Origin of the sequence: Collinsella sp. zg1085 (assembly GCF_018889955.1) — a bacterium.
Classification (GTDB): Bacteria; Actinomycetota; Coriobacteriia; order Coriobacteriales; family Coriobacteriaceae; genus Collinsella.
Genome location: NZ_CP076545.1, coordinates 495,263 through 515,503 on the forward strand (window position 1 = coordinate 495,263; position 20,241 = coordinate 515,503).

The following is a 20,241-nucleotide window of genomic DNA, read 5'->3' on the forward strand; positions in this document are numbered from 1 at the left end:
TGCTTTTCGGGGCTTTCTTAGACTGCTCTATCTACCTCGTATTATAGAGAAAAGCTATAGCCCATAATTACTACTTTGTATTTCCCGTATTGAGTATGTCTTGCTACGATGCTGCGCAGTGTTAAAACGTATGCCTCTAGCAGGTATGGATAGATACAGGAGAAGATGCAATGGCAGATGTACATGCACCGTTTCGTTTTGATTATGTAGGCAGTTTTTTGCGCCCTGATGTGCTCAAGCAAGCGCGTGCTGACGCTGAAGCAGGTCTTTTGAGTGCCGAGCAGCTGCGAGTGGTTGAAGACGTTTGCATTCGCGATTTGGTAAAAAAGCAGCAATCAGCAGGCTATGCGGTAATTACTGATGGCGAGTTTCGTCGGAGCTATTGGCATCTCGACTTCATGTGGGGCTTAAACGGGATTGAGCACCTTGAACTCGACCACGGGTATTTTTTCCATGGCGAAGAAACAACACATGGTTCAGCTGAAGTTTCAGGCAAAATCAGCGGAGAGCATCATCCCTTTGTTGAGGACTTCAAGTTTGTTCAGGCGCTTTGTGATGAGCATACCGTTGCAAAGCAGTGTATTCCCGCGCCAGCACAGACTCTCGCCGAGCTGTTTCGTGAGGATAATGGCATTACTACGCGCAAGTTTTATCCTAGTGACGATGAGCTTATTCATGATTTAGCCGCTGCGTATCACACAGTTATTCTCGATTTGTATGAGGCGGGCTGCCGCAATATTCAGCTTGACGATTGCACTTGGGGCATGCTGGTTGATGATGGCTATTGGGCACATAAGATGAACGAGGGCGTAAGCTTTGAGGAGGAGGCTGAGCGTTTCTTGACGGTCAATAATTTGGCGCTTGAGAATTTACCTCAAGATTTGACGGTTACCACACATGTTTGTCGCGGAAACTATCACTCAACCTACGCATGCACCGGTCCTTATGACCGTGTTGCCCCATATTTGTTTGCTCGAGAGCGGGTTGATGCATTCTACCTTGAGTTTGATGATGAGCGCTCAGGTGGCTTTGAGTGCTTAGCCGAGCTTCCCACTGATAAGAAGGTGGTTCTTGGTCTTGTAACATCTAAGCGTCCAGAACTTGAGAGTGCTGAGCTCATAAAGGCGCGGGTTGCAGAAGCTGCTGCTTTTGTTGATAGGGAACGCCTATATCTATCACCTCAGTGTGGTTTTGCGTCTTGTGAGATTGGCAATAAGTTAAGCGAGGCTGAACAGTGGGCTAAGCTGGCACATGTTCGCGCACTTGCAGAGGAAATTTGGGCATAGCGTTTTTGCGTGTGCACGGTTTTTGCGCGGTAAGTAGCGGGCTTATTTGCGTGTGTTGCTGCGGTAGCTGATGCGTGTTTGTAGTTGCGCGTCTGAGCGTGTATTGGCACTTGAGCTGCTTGTGCCGTGCTTGCAATGTCATACAAGGGGATGGGTAGTGTGGTGCTACGCATTCCCTTGTTTTGTTTGAGCAGCGTGTGTTTAACGGGCTGTGGGTTTTATTCGTGAGATTCGCTCACCTGATGCTTTTTTAACGAGAAAACTTACATGTAGTGAAGTCTGTTACTTAAATGATAGATGTGCTTTTTGACAGAAATGGGCAATCTGACACTAAAGAACCCCCGAGGGTTGGTAGTTATTTTATAAAACTGCAGGTAGATGAGTTGCATATAAAAACCCAATAGGGGGTTAATTACCAAATTGCCCGTTTTTGTCAGAATTTAGTGCCAGATTGCCCATTTCTGTCAAAAGTACTGGCAGCAGTACCACCACATTGCCTGTTCTGCCAAAATCGATACATCAATCTATCACCGCATTGCCCGTTTCAACCAACAGCATTAACAGCTGCCTTACCGGATTGCTCGTTTCAACCAACAGCATTAACAGCTGCCTCATCGGATTATCCGTTTCCACCAAAACAGGTAGCGGCCGTATCACCCACATTGCCCGCCTCCACCAAAACTGCTGCCAGCCGCTTGCTTATGGCTTGGCTCAATTGGTTGCCACTTAGCAAGCACTGTTAAAAAACTTTGGTGACGGAATCAGGCTACCCATAAATGACTTGCCAATCGTTATTAGTCAAATTAGGGGTGCTACAAAAATATTCCATAGTTGAGCTTGTGGAAAACTATATGCTCAACTTATGTAAAAAATAACAATTGTTAGATTTCTTTACTCAAAATATAGCCTCTGAACTGTAGTGGAGTTTTGGAGTAGCTACACGTGAGATTCAACGAAGATGTTGAGAAGATTTAGGCTAGATTGTTGAGCAGTTTTCCACCGATGAACTGCGTATATGTAAAACTTTAGTTCGCTTTTTTCGTTCTAATTTGCGATGCTCTCTACATGAGACTTTGTATTTCACATCAAACGGCGCGCGCCTGGTATCGGCTGAAGGATTATCCGGCAGCCTCATTGTTAGTGCCCAATCAAGCTCAAGCGCTTCAAGACTTTAAGGTTGTCCATGACGATGTAGCACAAGCACAGAGAGTGCTTGCTGCATATGGATTGCCACAACAAGACTATATGCCCTTGCATATTTTAGTGCCGAGTACACAAGCTCGTTTGCGTACTCCTCATCTAAGTTGTCATGTATGTTCGCAGGCATTGCCGGCTCAAAGTCTGCAGGTTTTTGAACACCTAATGGTTCCAACGGCACCCTTGCTTGCGGTGCAGTCATCTCAAGATTTTAGTTTCCTTGAACTCGTTGAATATTTTTATGAACTGTGTGGAGCATACCATTTACCACTACAGCTTGAAGAACCTTTTTGCGAACGTATTCAGCTGACAAGCGTTGAAAATCTCACTGCATTTGCCCAGAGCTGTGTACATAAGATGGGACGTACAAAAACCTTATCTGCTCTGCGTTTTACACGTAACGGTGCACGTTCTCCCATGGAAACCGTGTGCGCGATGCTCGTTGGTTTATCTCGAAAACACGGAGGCCTAGGAGTCATTGATTTTGATTTGAATGCGCGGATTGAGGTGCCTAATCGTTTGCGCCATTTAACGCGTTCGCATGCTTTTTATGCCGACATCTTATTACGACAAGCAAAGCTCATCCTTGAGTATCAAGGTTTTAATCACGAGGAGTCGCAACGGGCAGTATCTGACGAAGAACGACGTAACACCTTGGCGGCGCTGGGCTATCGAGTAATTGCAATATGGAAGCACGCCTTATTTCAACCTCAAGACTTCCAGCGTTTGATGCTAACAATTGAGCGCGCTGCGGGTTTGCGAAAGGACCGCCACACGGATGAGTTTGTTGAAAAGCAAGCAGCGTTGCGCCGATTTTTGCTTCGTCGGATGTTAGACAAATCATCGAGGTGACAAGCTCCATAGACCTAACGTTAATGTGCGTCATTCATAGCTTTGTGCTCTACAAGTGCTTTTTGACAGAAATGGGCAATCTGACACTAAAGAACCCCCGAGGGTTGGTAGTTATTTTATAAAACTGCAGGTAGATGAGTTGCATATAAAAACCCAATAGGGGGTTAATTACCACATTGCCCGTTTTTGTCAGAATTTAGTGTCAGATTGCCCATTTCTGTCAAAAGTACTGGCAGCAGTACCACCACATTGTCTGTTCTGCCAATACACCAGCAGCAATACAACCACATTGCCTGTTCTGCCAAAATCACTAACAGCCGCATCACCAAATTACTCATTTCAGTCAAAACAGGTAACGGCTCTACCACCCCTCGCATCCGCGTCATGTAACAATACAAATACCGTGGCCTATGTTCTTGCACATACCCAAGCGCGCTGTAATAATGGCGCGCATATCACGTCGAGAGTCCGCAGGAGGAGAACGTATGAGCATGGATTTCAAGCGTCGCTTGCCTATACCAAAAGAGATTCGCGAAGAATTACCGCTGTCATCTGATGCAACAGCGCGGAAGACGCAGTTTGATGCCGAGGTTGCCGCTATTCTCACAGGGACTGATACCAAACGGCGCCTGTTGATTATGGGTCCTTGTTCGGCTGACCGCGAAGACTCTGTTCTTGCGTATATGGAAAAGCTCGCTGACCTGCGTGACCGTGTCGTAGACACCTTTGTTATCATTCCGCGTGTATATACCAACAAACCCCGCACAAAAGGAACGGGCTATAAGGGCCTCTTGCACAACCCTAACCCAGAGGCTGCTCCCGATTTGCTTGAGGGCGTGCGTGCTATTCGCCGTATGCATCTGCGCGTGGTAGAAGAAACCGGTATGTTTACTGCAGATGAAATGCTCTATCCAAGCAACTATCAGTATCTCATCGATTTGTTGAGCTACATTGCCGTGGGTGCGCGTTCGGTTGAAAACCAGGAGCATCGATTGGTGGCATCGGGCGTACCGTGTCCTGTTGGCATGAAAAACCCAACCGGCGGCTCAACAGCGGTGATGCTCAATTCAATTCTTGCGGCTCAAGCTCCTCAGACCTTCTTGTTTCGCAACTGGGAGGTTGAGACATCGGGCAATCCTTTAGCCCACGCGGTGCTTAGGGGTTATACCGGCTCAGATGGAGCAAATTATCCCAACTATCATTACGAGTATCTGGAGCGTTTGGCTGAGGCCTATGATGCTCAGACCTATGCTCACCCCGCGGCTATTATCGATTGCAATCACGATAATTCAGGCAAACGCCCTATGGAGCAGCTGCGTATTTGCCATGAGGTCGTGGATTCATGCAATAGAAACGACGCTATTGCGGCATTGGTGCGCGGCTTTATGATTGAGTCTTATTTAGAGGACGGCAATCAGGCAGTTGACGGGGGAGTTTTTGGTAAGTCAATTACCGATGCGTGCCTTGGGTGGGAAAAGACCGAGCGGCTGGTTCTTGAGATGGCAGACTGCATGCATCAATAGAGAGCCTGTATCATTTGAGCGTCTGCACTAATAGAGCGGCTGCACCAATACCGCACCCGTTCCAACACAGCGCTTGTGCCAACATAGTGCTGTGCGCACGGCGCTAGATATAGAGGCGATCTGGCTCAAAGCACCGCTCATCCAAGTTCTCTTCAAACCCCAGATAATTCAAAAAGAAACCCCTATCGAAAAACTCGATAGGGGTTTGTTTGGAGCTTGCGTTTTAATACAAACAGGCCCTGCGCTTTAATACAGACAGGCCTTACGTCAATACAGACAAGCCTTAGCGCTCAATGCGAATACGCTCGTCTGCGCTCATGCGTTCCTGAGTACCGGGCGCCCCCTCAATGCCGCCAAAGACGAGCTGCGCCTTGAGCTGCCAGTTAGCAGGCACACTCCAGCGCTCACGAACCGCATCATCAATGATGGGGTTATAATGTTGCAGGTTAGCACCTACTCCCACCTCGGCAAGACTATTCCAAACATTGACATGAGCAATGCCTTGTCCGTGCGCTGCAAAAGTATCAAAGGCATCAGCATAGGTAGCAAACTGTTCTTTCATGTTGCTTACTACCTCATCATCTTCAAAGAACAACACAGTGCCATATGCTGCTGCAAACATATTCATTTTCTGCTGCGTTGGCTCAAAGTTTTCGGCAGGAACAATTGCTTGTAAGGTCTTGGTAACGATGTCATTCCAGAGTGTTTTGTGCTGCTCGCCCAAAAGAATAAGAGCGTGCGCACTTTGCATATTAAAGGCAGATGGGCTTGCAACAAGCGCATCCTTAATGCGCGTGAGCACTTCATCTTCACTCACCGGCAGTTGGTGGTTAAGCGCATATACAGAGCGGCGCTTATTAATAATGTCTTGATAGGTCATAACATCCTCCAAAGTATGTATATAAAGGTGTCTAACATTGCTTTGTTATACCCATTTTTGCAAAAATAGATTATTAGATAGTCCGTTAATTAAATGATGTTGCTTTGAGTTGTTTGTTAGTCTATGGGCGCATGAGTACCCAGCATACGGGAGTACGTGCATCAAGCCTGCCAGTTTTGCATGAAGCTTTTGGGTGCCAAGAGCTGAGTTTGCCATACGTGATGCATAGAGTTATTAGATTGGGTATATGTCAACTACACAGAAACGACCACACACATGGTCATGATGAGTTAGGAATGCATATGGCTACATCGTATGAACTCTATTACAAGCCCACCTGCCCATGGTGCCAGAAGGTACTGGGCGTTATGGATGAGCTTGGCATTGAGCTGCCGTTAAAAGACATTGTTGCTGACCCAGCAAATGCCGAGAAACTGATTGAGGTGGGCGGCAAACGCCAGGTTCCGTGCCTCTTCATTGATGGCAAGCCTCTGTATGAGTCGGGGGATATTATTGCGTATCTTAAGCAGCAGTTTGCCTAGCTTGCACAATTTAAGTGCGCTATCTTGTTTTTCTTTGAAAGATTGCGCATAATACAGGCAATTCGCGACGGAAAACACAGATGAAACGAACCGCATCCGTTGCCTAAAGCAAGCTTGTTACCCTGTATGTATTTGGTGCCGCTTGCCTGCTATTGTCATCGGTTTCCTGCGAATGATGGGAAGAAGACACGACTTGGTCGTGTTTGGTTGTTCGCGCGAAATGGAGTCCTAAGATGGCATTGCAGTCTCGTCGGCACCCAGCTATTGCGGCTGGCATTGCAACTGGTATCGGATTGATTGTCCCTGCGGCGCTTTATGCAGCGACCATTCCCTTTGATGATTTGCACCAAGTGGTTGTGACGAGTGCTGCGCCCTTTGCGGCGGGTTCTTTGCTAGGTGCGGGAGTATGTGCCTTGTCGGTACACGCGCTCTTGAAGTCTGCCAACGAGGTGCCTGAGCTTACTGAGTTTTCTGAGTCAGCCAAGTTTGCTCAGAACTCAAAGTCTCAGGAAGTTGCGCACAGTGCCGCATCAAGCTCACAAGATTTTGCGCAAGAAGTACGTGGCACACGCTTTGCGCGTGCTGATGAAGATAAAAGCGCTGCGGAGCGTCTTGGCATGACAGGCGTGTTTTCGCGTCGTGCTGCAAAGGATATCCCCATTATTACTCGGGCCGCCGATGCCTTATCTGAGGCTGAGGCATGGGCAGAAATTGATAAGCTGCTTGATGAAAACTCTCCTATAAGCTGCGATGCTGAGCGCTCAAAAGATATTTATCAAATTGCGTTTGAAGAATTAGCAAAGGGAGCGTCGGCTGAGCGTCAATATGAGGAATCCGAGAAAACAGCAGCTCTGCGTTCGTTGGCGCAACAATCAAGTACTGCACATGCGGCTGCGCAGCCGTCTACCGTTGCTTCCGTGCGGCTGCCTGTGGCTGCTGCCGTACAAGCGTCCACAGCTGCAAGCGCACAGTCATCTGTAACTGCCGTGTCGCAGGCAACATCTACTGAGGTGTCCGTTGCGGTGGCTGATTATAGTGGACGCGAATCACTGTGGGCATCTGCCTTAGAAATTATGAGCGAGGATACTGAGGGTGCATTGTCACCACAGGTAGCACATCATGAGGCAGAGCAAGAGGACACGCGCATTGAGGCAGTTGCACGTGCGCCGCGGGCTTCGCTTGATGTTATGCCGCTGACCCCTGAGCGTGCAGAGGCTATGGCAGAAGGCGAGCGTCAAACGCAGATGCATGGGCATATCAATGAGATTTTGGGCGAGGAACTCTCAAAGGTTTCGTCGCACAGTATGCGTCGTACCAGCAAAGAGTTCTTGCGTGTTATTCAAGGTCGTACAGCATCTATGCCAAAACTTGACGTAGCTGCACGCGAGGCTCGGGCGCGTGAGGCATAGCCCATCTACAAGTGGGCATGAAGAAAACTGGTTTCCTATGAAAAAACGATTGCGCACAGAGTCCATCTCAAAAAGGTGGGTTCTGTGCTTTTGTTTGATGCTATTGATAATTTGGGGAAATTCACTGGTTCCGGGTGATTCAAGTTCGGTGGTCAGCCATGGGGTGCTTGATAAGCTGCGACATGGATTGCAACTGTGGGGTATTCCGGTGGGGTGGCTAAGCAATTTTGTTATCAGGAAGATGGGGCATTTGAGCGAATATACCTTGCTTGGCGTTATTGCTATGCAGATGTTTAGACCACTACGTTTGGTGCGCCGGAAGGTCTGGGGCTATGCCTTGGCTGCCGGTGTTGTATCTGCAGTAATCGATGAGTGCATTCAACTTGCGGTTCCTGGTCGAAGTGGACAGGTGCAAGACGTGGTGCTCGATACGGTAGGCGTTTTGTTGGGTATCATGCTTGCCTTGCACCTTGAGAGATGTAACAAGCGCCGGCGCACCAGCAAAGGCATGTAGTGTAGAGAGGCGTATGATACAGAGATTCGAGCCGTATGCACGGTAGTTTTGCCTGACTGTTGAGCGACTGTGAATTTATTAGAATTGGTACTTGCGTATGAGGGCGGCATTGTGCATAATGGTCAAGCGCTTTGCGCGAGGATATACGGTGGGTGTAGTTCAGTTGGCTAGAGCGACGGGTTGTGGTCCCGTAGGTCGAGGGTTCGAGTCCCTTTACCCACCCCACTTTTCTCGGCAAGCAGATATAAGGACCGTTAGCTCAGCTGGCTAGAGCAGGGGACTCTTAATCCCAAGGTCCAGGGTTCGAATCCCTGACGGTCCACCATCTAACAGTAGTTAGGGAGCCTAAAACGGCTCCCTATTTTGTTATCAAACCTCAGTTTGACGGGTTTGTTCGAAATGCATGCCTATTAGCGCTCTTAACTCACGCCATCGTTTTATGCTGAGATGCCGCTTTCAACTCAAGCCGTCGCCTTATACCGCGTTGCTGCTCGCCAAGAGCTAGGGTGCATGCTCGCCTATGCCGCTCGCGCTCCTAAACCAGCTGCTCCAAAACTTGTGCCACGCCATCATCATCGTTGGCAGGGCAGCAAAGCGGTGCATGTGCTAGAACCTCTGCCTCAGCATTGGCAACGGCATAGCCATGACCAACAGCAGTGAGCATTTCGATGTCGTTGAGATTATCACCAAAGGCAAAAGCATCAGCCGCAGCTTGCCCCAAGTGTTCACAAAGCCATGTAGCTGCGGTTCCTTTTGAAGTGCCTGCTTCCATTATTTCAATGTTCATGGGATATGACCGAGTGACTTCTATACCTTCAATGCAGGAAAGCTCATCAAGTATGGCGTCGCGCTCTCGCGAGTCTTTCCAATACATGGCAACACGCTCAAGGGTATGAACACGCTCAATCGTAACCTCAGGCTCTTCGTCGAGGGGTCTGCGCGTTCCAAGCATGCTTTTTAGAATGGCCTTGTGACTCACAAACTCATGCAGGCGCTCATACCATGCGCGCTTAAGGTAGCAGTGACCATCGCCAAACACATCAAAGGTCACGTCATATTTGCGCGCAATGGCAAGCACAGCGTGTGCGTGTTCGCGTGATAAGGGCCAGTGTTGAAGAGTGGTCGCACGGTCAAAATCGGCTTTGTCATGTTCATCAAGAGCGAGAACACTAGCGCCATTAGCTGCAATGACGTAGTGAACCGCTGGGTGAATTTTGAGCTCATAAGGAATCTCACCGGCTGAACGCCCTGTACTTGGAATAAATTCAATATCTGATATGGCAAGCGCATCAAGCGCGGCTAAGGTGCGCGGACGAAGATGTTTATTGGTGGTAAGCAAGGTTCCATCGAGGTCAGAAAATACAAGCATGTCTATCCTTTATTGCGCCATATAAAACTATACACACCAATCAACAATGAGCGCTACATGCGCTATACCTGTGTTGCTAGCGCTCATTGAGCGGAGTATAGCTGGTGTTATCCATAATCGAAACATAGGCCGGACGAATAATGCGATGAGCTCCAAAGAGTTCTTCCATCCGGTGAGCTGCCCAGCCTGCCGTTCGCGCCACGGCAAAGAGCGGCGTAAAGAGCGCTTGAGGAATATCGAGCATGGTGTAGATAAAGCCCGTATAGAGGTCAATATTGGCACAGATAGGCTTTGTGGTATGCAGTACATCACGCATGACCTCAGGCGCCAAAGTCTCAATGCGCTCAATGAGGGCAAACTCAGCGCCAAGACCCTTTTGTTCCGCCAGTTTTTTGGCATAGCAGCGACAAATGCGCGCGCGGGGGTCACTTTTGGTATATACCGCATGACCCATACCATAGATAAGACCACTGTTGTCAAAAGCATCACGTTTTAAGATACGCGTGAGATATGCTGCTAGCTCGTCGAGATTTTCCCAGTCAGCAACGTGAGCGCGAATATCTTCATGCATATGTACAACTTTAGCGTTTGCTCCTCCGTGGCGAGGTCCCTTCAAAGAACCAATTGCCGCAGCGTAGGCAGAGTATGCATCAGTAGCCGAGCTTGAGAGAACACGGCATGCAAAGGTTGAGTTGTTGCCGCCGCCGTGCTCGGCATGTAGCATCAACATAACGTCTAAGAGCATAGCTTCGTCGTGCGTATACGACTCGTCGCCACGAAGCACAGAAAGAATGGTCTCTGCTGTTGAAAGGCTTAAGTCAGGCGCAGCAATAAGTGGCGCACGACCTTCTTGCTGGGCTTCTGCCGAGAGACGTGCAAGCGCGGCAATGCGGGGGAGCCGCGAAAGAAGTGATATAGCAACATCAATTTCGTGCTCTGGCGAAATATCGTCAGGCTCGGCATCAAAGGCATAAAGCAGAAGCACCGCACGTGCCAGTACATTCATGATGCTTGTTGAGACTGTTGAGGCAGGGAATTGCTTAATATAGGCCTCACTAATGGTGCGGTGAGCACTGAGACGATCAATAAAATCTTGCAGTTCATCGGCGCGAGGTAAATCGCCTGTAATCAAGAGATAGGCAAGCTCTTCGTAGCCAAAGCGGTCTTCGCTCTGTGCCCCACGAATAAGCTCTTCAAGGTCATACCCGCGAAGCATGAGTTTACCTTCATCGGGGATTACGCGCTCTCCTTCGCGGACATAGCCATGCACGTCTGAGATACGGGTAAGACCAGCAACAACACCTGAACCGTCGGCATTGCGCAGTCCGCGCTTTACGTGGTGCTCGCAAAAGAGTTCTTCATCGTAGGGCTCCGTTGAAGCACCATGATAGAGGCGCTCGCTTTCAGGAGAAATTTGACGACTTGCCGTAAAATCAATTGCTAAGCGGCTGAGTGCATCGTCAAAGCGATAAAGAACATTTTGTGCGTTGTAGCCCATGTAAGCTCCTGATTCTATAGACGATACATAAAGTTAAAAACATCTTCGCGCTGCATATGTATGGTAACGCCCACCGCTTCGCCTGCGTGATTGAGTTCGTCTTGCAAGTCAGCAAAGTCAAGGTGAGCATCCGTCATATCTGCAATCATGGTCATGGTGAAAATGTCATCTAAAATGCTTTGCGAAATATCGCGAATATCGACATTGGCCTTTCCCAAAATGTTAGCAACCGCAGCAACAATGCCGGCTCGGTTTTTGCCAAGCACGGTAATTACAACGCGATGCGAGCTTGTTTCGGCCATAGAGTCCTCCTTGAGTTGGGCTGTGGTGCTAGATATGCGCAGGATATATACGTATGCAAATCTCAGATATACAGCATGAAGTAGCTTCATTGTACCGGTATGCGTGCATATTTGTTCGGGTATTACCAGTTTGTCACCGATAAGAAGCACAGCTATATAAATCCTGTGAGTAATTCTCAGCATGCCAAGTCTGTGCTAGACTTACCAACTGCTGTAAATTGCTTTGGTCGGAAACCAAAGCACCCTTTGCGCTCTGGTCGGTAACCAGAGCATGAGACAAGAGGAGCCCTGCCATGAAGCCAGGAATTCACCCTGAGTACGTAGACTGCACCGTGCGTTGCAGCTGCGGCAACGTCTTTAAGACCCGTGCTACCAAGGCCGAGATTTCGGTTGAGTTGTGCAACGAGTGCCATCCGTTCTATACCGGTCAGCAGAAGTTTGTTGATACCGGCGGACGTGTTCAGCGCTTTGCTGATAAGTTTGGTGGCGCTGCTGCTGCCGCACTCGAGCGTGAGGCCGCTAAGAAGGCTGAGCGTCAAAAGGCTGCTGAAGAGGCCGCTGCTAAGAAGGCTGCTGAGCGTGAGGCTAAGGCTGTTCAGAAGGCTAAGCGCGCTGAGAAGTTTGCTGCTGAAAATGCCAAGAAGGCAGAAGAGGCTCCAGCTGCTGAGCCTGTTGCTGAGGCAGAAGAGGCGCCCGCTACAGAGGCTGCTGCTGAGTAGAAATTACTCTAGCCTGCTTGTTTTGATACCCGGATAGGTGCTTTTGCGCCTGTCTGGGTTTTTTATTGAGAAATCCGCTGCTTAAAGTGTTTTAACTTGTGGAAATGTTTCATCGCTATGATGGTTTCTCCGTGCTCTGTCATATCGAGGCCATCAAGCGTGCTGAAGACCGGTAAAGTTACTTAGGTTATATGTCGAATGCGAAAAGGAAACCGCATGGGATTCGTGTCTAAACTACTCTCGCTCGGATCTGATCGAGATCTCAAGCGCTATGAGAAAACTGTCTCAGTCATCAATGGCTTAGAGCCTGAGTTTGAAGCTTTGTCTGATGAGGAGCTGCAAGCTAAAACGGGAGAGTTTCGCCAGCGATATGCGGAGGGCGAAACGCTTGAGCAGCTCTTGCCTGAGGCGTTTGCAGCAGTGCGTGAAGCATCAAAGCGCACACTTGGACTTCGACATTTTGACGTGCAGCTCATTGGTGCTATGGCTCTCAATGCGGGTCAAATTGCCGAGATGAAAACCGGTGAAGGTAAAACACTGGTTTCAACCTTGGCAGGCTATCTCAACGCGCTTGCTGGCAAGGGTGTTCATATTGTTACGGTAAATGATTATCTAGCAAAGCGTGACTCCGAGTGGATGGGTCGCATTTATCGTTTTATGGGCATGAGCGTTGGTCTTTTGCAAAATGGCATGGGGCTTGAGCTTAAGCGCCCGGCATATGAGGCAGATGTAACCTATGGCACCAACTCTGAGTTTGGTTTTGACTACCTGCGCGATAACATGGTGCTGCGCGCTGACCAGCGCATGCAGCGTGGTCATGCGTATGCCATTGTGGACGAGGTTGACTCCATCCTTATCGATGAGGCGCGTACGCCCTTGATTATTTCGGGTGCTGGAACAAAGAGCGCCCACACCTATAAAGACTTTGCACGAGCCGTTCGAGGGCTTGAGCAGGGCGAAGAGGTCTCCTTTGATGTGATGATGAACTCTGGGGCTCCTGTTGAGCCCACCGGAGACTTTGTCATGGACGAGGCAAAGCACACCATTGCTGCAACTGAGCGCGGTCTTAAAAAGATTGAGCAGCGCTTGGGCATTGAAGACATCTATGCTGATTTGAGTGGTCAGCTGGTAAATCACCTGCAACAGGCACTTAAAGCACAGTATATGTTCCATCGTGATAAGCAATACGTAGTGGCCGACGGTGAAGTCAAGATTGTTGATGAGTTTACTGGTCGTATTATGGAAGGTCGTCGGTATTCAGAGGGCTTGCACCAGGCAATTGAGGCCAAAGAAGGCGTAATTGTCCGCGAAGAAAACCAGACACTCGCCACCATTACGTTGCAAAACTATTTCCGTCTCTACGAAAAGCTTTCAGGCATGACGGGTACGGCTCTAACTGAGGACGCAGAGTTCCGTGAGATTTATAAGCTTCCCGTTCAGGTAGTGCCTTCTAATCGTCCGGTTATTCGCCGTGATAATGACGATTTGGTATATCGCACCGAAGAGGCTAAGTTTGCCGCTGTTGCTGACGATGTGGCACAGCGTCACGAGGCTGGTCAGCCCGTGCTGGTTGGTACGGTTTCGATTGAGAGCTCTGAGCGTTTGAGCCGCTTGCTTAACAAACGCGGCATTAAGCATCAGGTATTAAATGCAAAGCTACACGAGCGTGAGGCTCATATTGTTGCGCAGGCGGGTCGCTTGGGCTCGGTTACCATTGCAACAAACATGGCCGGCCGTGGTACCGACATTTTGCTTGGTGGCAATCCCGATGAGCTTGCTCAGCAGGAGCTGATGAACCTCGACTTTGGTATTGAACCGGCTGATGTTGAGCGTATTTTGCAGCTCGGAAAGCCTGAGCAACTCAGTCCTGAGTTCTTGGCTACGCAAGGTATTGAGGTTGAGCAAGACGTATTAGACCGCATGGCCGATGAGCTTCAAAAGGCAAATGTGTATGTGCGCGAGGCCTGTACTCGCGAGCGCGAAGAAGTGCTCAAAGCGGGTGGCTTAACGGTTATTGGCACTGAGCGCCATGAATCGCGCCGTATTGATAACCAGTTGCGTGGTCGTGCGGGACGTCAGGGCGATCCGGGCGAGACTCAGTTTTATCTCTCGCTTGAAGATGACCTCATGCGCCTTTTTGGCGGCAATCGCATGGAGTACATCTCAAATATGATGCTCAAAAACGAAATGCCAGACGATTATCCAATCCAGCATAAGATTGTGTCGAAAAGCGTCGAAACTGCTCAGCGCAAGGTTGAGAGCATCAACTTCTCAATGCGTAAAAACGTGCTTGAATACGACGACGTTATGAACAAACAGCGTCAGGTTATCTATGCCGAGCGCAATAAGATATTAGATGGCAAAGATTTATCTGAGCATGTTGTTGAAGTTATGCAAGATACCATTCATCGTTGTGTTGCAGAATTTGTCAGCCCTGATGGTCGCGCCCCTGAGCAAGACCTTGAAGGTCTTCAGAAGTGGCTCCTTGAGCTTACAGGCGCAAACAATATCCCGATGCTTGAAGAGCAGCGCTATGAGGAGCTTTGCGGTACTGTTTTTGAGATTGTGCAGCAGCTGTATAACGAAAAATCGGAGCGTTTGGGCGATGAGTTTATGCGTGAACTCAATCGTCAGGTAATGCTGCGTGTTATTGATACGCGCTGGATGAATTATCTCCAAGAGATGGATTATCTCAAGCAGGGCATTGGTCTTCGTGGCTTTGGTCAGCGCGACCCGCTGGTCGAGTATAAATCTGAGGCCTTCCATGCCTTCCAGCTCCTGGTTGATACCATGTATGAAGACTATCTGCGCACCATTTTGCGTCTTGAAATCAGAAACCAAGCGCAGGTAGTGAACGAGCAGGCGGAGCCATCAGCGCTGTCTCATGCGTCTTATAGTGGACCTGCTGAGCTTGATGGTGATTCGGGCAGCTCAACCATTCGCCGCGAGGCTTCGCAAGCTGCGGGAACTCCCATGCAGGGGGTCGATGGTCGTGCCGGCGCAGGTGTGCGCACCTATGTTAAGGCTGAGTCTGAGGGCGCGTATGCCAACGTTGGTCGCAACGATGCATGTCCGTGTGGCAGCGGCAAAAAGTTTAAGAATTGTCACGGTAAGGCTCAATAATGGCGCTTGCTTTTGATGAGCAAAACCCATTAACACTCGTTGCTGTTGCTGAGCTTGGCGAGCGTCTCAATCATGTTGGGGTCTATTTGCATGTTGCTGAGAAGCGTGCACGTATTGATGCGCTTGAACAGGAGAGTGCAGCCCCTGGATTTTGGGATGACGGTGCTGCTGCGCGTCGGGTAATGGAGGAGTTATCACGCTGTCGTGTTGACGTCGCAAGCTATGATGCAGCTAAAGCCGAGCTGTCAGATGTTCGTGCGGCTTTTGATTTGGTTGATGAGCTCACACCTGAGGAAGCCCATGAATTTATGGTTGAGGCAACTGCTACGGCAAATGCATTTGTGCAGCGTCTTGACGACATGGAGCTTGCTTCGTGGTTTACACAAGATTTTGACCATGGCGATGCGATTGTGACCATTAAGCCTGGTCAAGGTGGTCTTGAGGCGCAAGACTGGGCATTCATGCTGTTTAAGATGTATCTCAAGTATGCTGAGCGGCGCAACTGGAAGGTCACCATAAATGATTGCCCAGCTGCAGAGGTTATTGGCATTGATCGGGCAACTATAACGGTTTCTGGTCTCAATGCCTTTGGAATGTTGCGCGCAGAGGCGGGTGTACATCGCTTGGTACGTATTTCACCAACCGACGCAAAAAAGCGTCGTCAGACCTCGTTTGCAAGTGTTGAAGTTATTCCTGTTTTGCCCGATGACATTGAAATTGATATTGCCGCAGATGATTTGCGTATTGATGTTTATCATGCAAGTGGTCCGGGTGGACAAGGGGTTAATACAACTGACTCTGCTGTGCGCATTACGCATTTGCCAACCGGTATTGTGGTAACTTGTCAAAACGAGCGGTCACAGATTCAAAACAAAGCTGCATGCATGCAGATTTTGCGCGCACGTCTTTATGAGCTTGAGCTGCAAAAGCGTGAAGAGACACTCGATGAAATACGTGGTCCTAAGACAGCAGCGGGTTTTGGCAATCAAATTCGCAGTTACGTGCTGTATCCCTATCAGATGGTTAAAGATTTGCGCTCGGGTGTAGAGACCGGCAATGTTAACGCCGTGCTTGAGGACGGCGACCTCGATGCTTTTGTGGTGGGCTATCATCGCTGGGCAACGGGAAACGCTGGTGACGGTGCTCAAGAACCTGAGGACTTGAGTAATGGCGCGTAGGCTGGGAAAGCTTGCGCGTGGAGGCGTTCAGCTTAGTCAAGACAGGGCGAGCGATAAGACAAAGCGCGTGCGGCGCGAGGTGCATGCACGCGATGACGCGTCGATAAGCACATCTCGTTTGCGGCAGCATCTCGATATTGAGCGCATCATCCGTTCAAAGTTTATACGTGATTTGCCTTTGGTGGTAGTAGGGTGTGCAATCGCAGCGTTTGCTACCGATGCTTTTATGATTCCAAATGGTCTTGCTGCAGGTGGCTTAACTGGACTAGCAACCATTATTGCTGAGCTGGCATTACGACAGGGTGTTGTTTTACCTGTAGGTATCCAGACGATTGCTATGAATGCGCTTTTGCTGTTGCTGGTGGTTCGCGCGGGTGGCGTGCGCTATGCAGTGCAGACGGTCACTGGTTTTTTGCTTTTGGGTTTTTTCACCGATTTATTTGCACCTTTTGTTGTTCCACTGGGAAATAACGACCTCATGTTGGCAACGCTATGGGGCGGTATTATCTCAGGTATTGGCTATGGTTTGGTGTTTCGCTGCGGTGCCAATACCGGTGGTTCAGACACCATTGGTCAGATTATTTCGCGCCGCACATCGCTGCCGGTTGGCAGCACGGTTATGGCTATTGATGTTGCCGTGTGCGCTGCTTCTGCACCGGTGTTCTCACTAGAACAAGCTCTGTACGCAGCAATCGCCATGGTGCTTATGGGCTACGTTGTTAATATGGTAGTTGATGGTGGCAACCGTCAACGTGCTGCGTTTATTATTTCGGATAAGTTCAAAGAGATTGAGCGTACAATCCTTGTTGATATGGATCGCGGCTGTACTGAGCTGTTGGCGCGCGGCGCCTATACACAGCGTGAACGTCCGGTTATTTTGCTTATTATGAGCGTGAGCGAAGTGAGTATCGTGAAAACCATTGTTGAGGAAATTGACCCTGCTGCAATTCTTATGATTACCGACGTAAATGAGGCAATTGGCTACGGCTTTAAGGATATGGGTCAATAAAGCTAGCGTGGCATATAGCAGACTCGCAAGGTGTATGGCGTAAATCTGGCTAAAACAGAGCCGTATGGTGAGCACATCAATAACAGAGCAGTAAACTAGCTGTTCAGTGTTTTTGTCGTTAGAATTGGAATCTGTGAGCGCGTATGAAAGGAGCTATGCATGTCATTTGACTTTACAACGGTATATGACCGCACAGGTAAGGATGCTATTGCACTTGATGGTATGGGTATCGTCCCCGAGGCACCTCTGCCACCTGATGCTGGCTTTAGTCCTATTCCTATGTGGATTGCTGATATGAGTTTTGCAACTGTTCCATCGGTAACAGCGGCTCTACAAAAGCGCCTTGAGCATCCACTTTTTGGATACTTTGATATGCCGCAAGCCTACTTTGACGCAATTATTTCATGGCAGCGCGACCGCAACGGTGTAGAAGGTCTTGAGGCGCAACATATCGGCTACGAACATGGCGTGCTTGGTGGTTTAGTTTCTGCGGTTGCCGCTTGTACTGAGCCGGGGGCTACTGTGCTTGTGCATAGCCCTACCTATGTAGGTTTTACCAAAAGCATGACGGCAGCTGGGTTTTCTCTTGAGTTATCTCCTTTAGTAAAAGACGCTGCGGGTGTTTATCGCCTAGATTTTGAGGATATGGATCGCCGCCTTACCAAGACAGGGGCAAACGTTGCCATCTTTTGTTCACCACATAACCCCACGGGTCGTGTGTGGGAGCGAGAAGAAATTGCAGCCGCTATGGAGGTGTATGCTAAGCATGATTGCGTAGTTATCAGTGACGAGATTTGGTCAGACGTCATTCATCCTGGGCATGTACACGTGCCTACGCAGTCAGTGAGCGCGGATGCGCGGATGCGCACCGTGGGTCTGTATGCACCGAGTAAATCATTTAATATTGCTGGCATTGTGGGCGCTTATCACATTATTTATAACGATGACCTGCGCCGTCGGGTGTTGGCGCAGAGCGGGTCGTCGCATTATAACGGCGCCAACGTGCTATCGCTCCACGCATTGTTGGGCGCTTATACCGATGAGGGTAAGGCATGGTTGGCTGAACTTAATGAGGTGTTGGCTAATAATGTATACCGTGCTCGTGCGTTTTTTGCTGAGCATGCACCAGAGATTGAGATTGTGAAGCCAGAGGCAACGTATATGATTTGGCTTGATGCAACAGCATGGTGCCAGAAGCATGGGAAAACAATTGATGATTTGCTACAGGCAGGTTGGCGCGTTGGCGTTGGCTGGCAAGATGGTCGGCGCTTCCATGGTCCATGTCATATTCGTATGAATTTAGCCCTGCCAGCATCTTTGTTGGACGAGGCACTAATACGCTTACAGGAGCATGTGCTGTAAGCAAGTGATTTATGGGTGCAGCGTTGCTTGTGAGCACAGGTTGTAATGAACGGGTGCACGCTATGTTGCAATAAGCGTGCTCGTGCTTGCGTTGTGATTATAGGGTTCTCGTTTGCGTTGGAGTTGGCGGGTGCGCGCTTGTGTTGTAGCCAGCAGACGAACATGTAGGCAGGCTGGGCATATTGCCGAGGCTTCGTTTGCACACGCGCTTAGCTGTCGGCTTTGCGCTCAATTCCGGTTGTGTCAAAGGCAGGGGTGAAACTTTCGTCAACGGTTCCGCCCTCTTGCCAAAACATGTTTGTAAAGCCGCGGTCATCGGCATAGTCAAGAACTAATTCATATTCCTCGGTGCTAAGGGCGCGAGCCAGATTGCCACCGAGTTTTTTCATGCGTGTATTGGGGGTGTACTGATTCATAACCGAAATGGGAACATCACCTGCGGTATTCCAGATATGGTCGAGCACGTGCAGTGAGTCATCTGTATGACCTGGCAGGACAAGGTGTCGAACGATGATACCCTGAGTCATAAGCCCGTCGTTGGTATAGCGAATGCCGCCACGGTGGGTAATCTCTTGCATCATATGAGCAAGCGCTTCAATAGCAACGCTGGGGTAGTCCTGTACTCGACTGAGCTGAGCGCCGAGTGTAGGGTCGGCATACTTAAAGTCAGTGAGCCAGACATCAATGAGATTGCCAAGTTCATGAATGGCCTCAGGGAGTTCATAGCCGCTGGTGTTATAGACGATGGGGATGCTAAGGCCGCGCCGGCGTGCTTCGGTGATGGCATGGGGAAGGAGATGCGCCCAGTGTGTTGCGGTGACAAGGTTGATGTTGTGAACCCCTTGTTCTTGCAGCTCAAGCATGATTTCAACCAGGCGATGTTCGGTGGTTGTGAGACCAAAGTTACCCGTTGAAATTTCGTGGTTCTGACAAAAGACACAGGCAAGCGGGCACCCGGAGAAAAAGATGGTACCAGAGCCGTTGGTACCTGATATGGGCGGTTCTTCCCAGAGGTGACGCGCGGCACGCGCAAGCTTGAGGCGGCTGGTGGACCCACAGGCACCAGCTATGTTTGCAGCACGGTTTGCGTGACAGCGGCGCGGGCATAGCTCGCAGCGTTCGAGCGTTTGTGGTGTGAGAAGCGGCATGTGGTTGGTGCTTTCGTTTGTAGTGTGTTCGTCTTTTTTGCACTGAAAATACTATAGCGCTCATGAGAAGCAGCTGCCAATAAGACTGTTGTGGCAGCGCATATATCTATGCGCGTTGTGCGAACACCCTGTACCTTGCTGAGCTTGAAGAATCTCATAGGCACTACATCGCAGAGTGCAATAGCAGTACTGTTTTGTCGTATCGGGTGCTGGCGCTCTTGTCACATAGTTAAGTTACATCTGTCGCTTTGGCAAAAATGACGAAAAAGTACTCTCTATAACCCAGCGGGTTAGTATTTATTTAACAAAGTCGCAGGTAGATGAGCTGCG

16 protein-coding genes and 2 tRNA genes are annotated in these 20,241 nt (G+C 49.4%); 13 read left to right on the plus strand and 5 right to left on the minus strand.

Annotated elements, in window-relative coordinates:
- Positions 1–170 precede the first annotated feature (170 nt).
- From KPC83_RS02045 to KPC83_RS02055, 3 genes are all read left to right on the plus strand, one after another.
- The gene (locus KPC83_RS02045) at positions 171–1,286 is read left to right on the plus strand and encodes a 5-methyltetrahydropteroyltriglutamate--homocysteine S-methyltransferase (protein ID WP_216278918.1); all 1,116 of its coding nucleotides are present in this window, start codon (positions 171–173) and stop codon (positions 1,284–1,286) included.
- Positions 1,287–2,351: 1,065 nt separating this feature from the next.
- On the plus strand, positions 2,352–3,335 hold the full coding sequence (locus tag KPC83_RS02050) for a DUF559 domain-containing protein (protein ID WP_216278919.1): 984 nt from the start codon (positions 2,352–2,354) through the stop codon (positions 3,333–3,335).
- A gap of 485 nt (positions 3,336–3,820) precedes the next feature.
- Positions 3,821–4,858 carry a 3-deoxy-7-phosphoheptulonate synthase gene (locus KPC83_RS02055; RefSeq protein WP_216278920.1) on the plus strand — a complete coding sequence of 346 codons (1,038 nt, stop codon included), beginning with the start codon at positions 3,821–3,823 and terminating at the stop codon, positions 4,856–4,858.
- A gap of 283 nt (positions 4,859–5,141) precedes the next feature.
- Here the strand turns inward: KPC83_RS02055 and KPC83_RS02060 are convergent, their stop codons facing one another.
- Positions 5,142–5,738 carry a nitroreductase family protein gene (locus KPC83_RS02060; protein WP_216278921.1) on the minus strand — a complete coding sequence of 199 codons (597 nt, stop codon included), beginning with the start codon at positions 5,736–5,738 and terminating at the stop codon, positions 5,142–5,144.
- Between the two features lie 302 nt (positions 5,739–6,040).
- On the opposite strand from KPC83_RS02060, the gene KPC83_RS02065 reads away from it, so the two are divergent.
- The 5 genes from KPC83_RS02065 to KPC83_RS02085 all read left to right on the plus strand — a co-directional run bounded on the left by KPC83_RS02065 (position 6,041) and on the right by KPC83_RS02085 (position 8,528).
- Positions 6,041–6,280: a glutathione S-transferase N-terminal domain-containing protein gene (locus KPC83_RS02065; RefSeq protein ID WP_216278922.1), complete on the plus strand. Its 240-nt coding sequence runs from the start codon at positions 6,041–6,043 to the stop codon at positions 6,278–6,280.
- A gap of 233 nt (positions 6,281–6,513) precedes the next feature.
- The gene (locus KPC83_RS02070) at positions 6,514–7,689 is read left to right on the plus strand and encodes a hypothetical protein (RefSeq protein WP_216278923.1); all 1,176 of its coding nucleotides are present in this window, start codon (positions 6,514–6,516) and stop codon (positions 7,687–7,689) included.
- Between the two features lie 37 nt (positions 7,690–7,726).
- The gene (locus KPC83_RS02075) at positions 7,727–8,203 is read left to right on the plus strand and encodes a VanZ family protein (RefSeq protein ID WP_256441481.1); all 477 of its coding nucleotides are present in this window, start codon (positions 7,727–7,729) and stop codon (positions 8,201–8,203) included.
- A 148-nt stretch (positions 8,204–8,351) separates the two neighbouring features.
- Positions 8,352–8,428: transfer RNA gene (locus KPC83_RS02080), tRNA-His, on the plus strand.
- A 23-nt stretch (positions 8,429–8,451) separates the two neighbouring features.
- Positions 8,452–8,528, plus strand: a tRNA-Lys gene (locus KPC83_RS02085).
- A gap of 210 nt (positions 8,529–8,738) precedes the next feature.
- On the opposite strand, the gene KPC83_RS02090 is transcribed toward KPC83_RS02085, so the two are convergent.
- The 3 genes from KPC83_RS02090 to KPC83_RS02100 all read right to left on the minus strand — a co-directional run bounded on the left by KPC83_RS02090 (position 8,739) and on the right by KPC83_RS02100 (position 11,372).
- Complete coding sequence (locus tag KPC83_RS02090) at positions 8,739–9,572, minus strand: Cof-type HAD-IIB family hydrolase (protein ID WP_216278925.1); 834 nt, start codon at positions 9,570–9,572, stop codon at positions 8,739–8,741.
- Between the two features lie 76 nt (positions 9,573–9,648).
- A complete protein-coding gene (locus tag KPC83_RS02095; RefSeq protein WP_216278926.1) occupies positions 9,649–11,070 on the minus strand; it encodes a citrate synthase in 1,422 nt (473 codons plus the stop codon).
- A gap of 14 nt (positions 11,071–11,084) precedes the next feature.
- On the minus strand, positions 11,085–11,372 hold the full coding sequence (locus tag KPC83_RS02100) for an ACT domain-containing protein (protein WP_216278927.1): 288 nt from the start codon (positions 11,370–11,372) through the stop codon (positions 11,085–11,087).
- A gap of 293 nt (positions 11,373–11,665) precedes the next feature.
- Here KPC83_RS02100 and rpmE point away from each other — a divergent pair, with 293 nt between their 5' ends.
- The 5 genes from rpmE to KPC83_RS02125 all read left to right on the plus strand — a co-directional run bounded on the left by rpmE (position 11,666) and on the right by KPC83_RS02125 (position 18,763).
- Positions 11,666–12,091 (plus strand): 50S ribosomal protein L31, encoded by a 426-nt coding sequence (gene rpmE / locus KPC83_RS02105; RefSeq protein WP_216278928.1) that lies wholly within the window; start codon positions 11,666–11,668, stop codon positions 12,089–12,091.
- A gap of 216 nt (positions 12,092–12,307) precedes the next feature.
- Positions 12,308–15,214, plus strand: a complete 2,907-nt coding sequence (secA, locus tag KPC83_RS02110) for a preprotein translocase subunit SecA (RefSeq protein WP_216278929.1) — start codon at positions 12,308–12,310, stop codon at positions 15,212–15,214.
- Entirely contained in the window at positions 15,214–16,392 is a 1,179-nt protein-coding gene (prfB, locus tag KPC83_RS02115; protein ID WP_216278930.1) for a peptide chain release factor 2, read from the plus strand. The genes secA and prfB overlap by 1 nt, the downstream gene beginning before the upstream one ends.
- A gap of 118 nt (positions 16,393–16,510) precedes the next feature.
- Positions 16,511–17,401 carry a YitT family protein gene (locus KPC83_RS02120; protein ID WP_216279230.1) on the plus strand — a complete coding sequence of 297 codons (891 nt, stop codon included), beginning with the start codon at positions 16,511–16,513 and terminating at the stop codon, positions 17,399–17,401.
- Between the two features lie 159 nt (positions 17,402–17,560).
- On the plus strand, positions 17,561–18,763 hold the full coding sequence (locus KPC83_RS02125; protein ID WP_216278931.1) for a MalY/PatB family protein: 1,203 nt from the start codon (positions 17,561–17,563) through the stop codon (positions 18,761–18,763).
- Between the two features lie 209 nt (positions 18,764–18,972).
- Here the strand turns inward: KPC83_RS02125 and KPC83_RS02130 are convergent, their stop codons facing one another.
- Positions 18,973–19,911 carry a radical SAM protein gene (locus KPC83_RS02130; RefSeq protein WP_216278932.1) on the minus strand — a complete coding sequence of 313 codons (939 nt, stop codon included), beginning with the start codon at positions 19,909–19,911 and terminating at the stop codon, positions 18,973–18,975.
- Between the last annotated feature and the right edge of the window lie 330 nt (positions 19,912–20,241).

What these genes read in the sequence shown, in the direction of transcription:
- KPC83_RS02075 (WP_256441481.1), top strand. Translation starts at nt 7,727, where the DNA reads ATGAAAAAACGATTGCGCACAGAGTCCATCTCAAAAAGGTGGGTTCTG.
- prfB (WP_216278930.1), top strand. Translation starts at nt 15,214, where the DNA reads ATGGCGCTTGCTTTTGATGAGCAAAACCCATTAACACTCGTTGCTGTT.
- KPC83_RS02050 (WP_216278919.1), top strand. Translation starts at nt 2,352, where the DNA reads ATGAGACTTTGTATTTCACATCAAACGGCGCGCGCCTGGTATCGGCTG.
- KPC83_RS02130 (WP_216278932.1), bottom strand. Translation starts at nt 19,911, where the DNA reads ATGCCGCTTCTCACACCACAAACGCTCGAACGCTGCGAGCTATGCCCG.
- KPC83_RS02125 (WP_216278931.1), top strand. Translation starts at nt 17,561, where the DNA reads ATGTCATTTGACTTTACAACGGTATATGACCGCACAGGTAAGGATGCT.
- KPC83_RS02065 (WP_216278922.1), top strand. Translation starts at nt 6,041, where the DNA reads ATGGCTACATCGTATGAACTCTATTACAAGCCCACCTGCCCATGGTGC.
- KPC83_RS02060 (WP_216278921.1), bottom strand. Translation starts at nt 5,738, where the DNA reads ATGACCTATCAAGACATTATTAATAAGCGCCGCTCTGTATATGCGCTT.
- KPC83_RS02100 (WP_216278927.1), bottom strand. Translation starts at nt 11,372, where the DNA reads ATGGCCGAAACAAGCTCGCATCGCGTTGTAATTACCGTGCTTGGCAAA.
- KPC83_RS02055 (WP_216278920.1), top strand. Translation starts at nt 3,821, where the DNA reads ATGAGCATGGATTTCAAGCGTCGCTTGCCTATACCAAAAGAGATTCGC.
- KPC83_RS02090 (WP_216278925.1), bottom strand. Translation starts at nt 9,572, where the DNA reads ATGCTTGTATTTTCTGACCTCGATGGAACCTTGCTTACCACCAATAAA.
- KPC83_RS02045 (WP_216278918.1), top strand. Translation starts at nt 171, where the DNA reads ATGGCAGATGTACATGCACCGTTTCGTTTTGATTATGTAGGCAGTTTT.
- secA (WP_216278929.1), top strand. Translation starts at nt 12,308, where the DNA reads ATGGGATTCGTGTCTAAACTACTCTCGCTCGGATCTGATCGAGATCTC.
- KPC83_RS02095 (WP_216278926.1), bottom strand. Translation starts at nt 11,070, where the DNA reads ATGGGCTACAACGCACAAAATGTTCTTTATCGCTTTGACGATGCACTC.
- rpmE (WP_216278928.1), top strand. Translation starts at nt 11,666, where the DNA reads ATGAAGCCAGGAATTCACCCTGAGTACGTAGACTGCACCGTGCGTTGC.
- KPC83_RS02070 (WP_216278923.1), top strand. Translation starts at nt 6,514, where the DNA reads ATGGCATTGCAGTCTCGTCGGCACCCAGCTATTGCGGCTGGCATTGCA.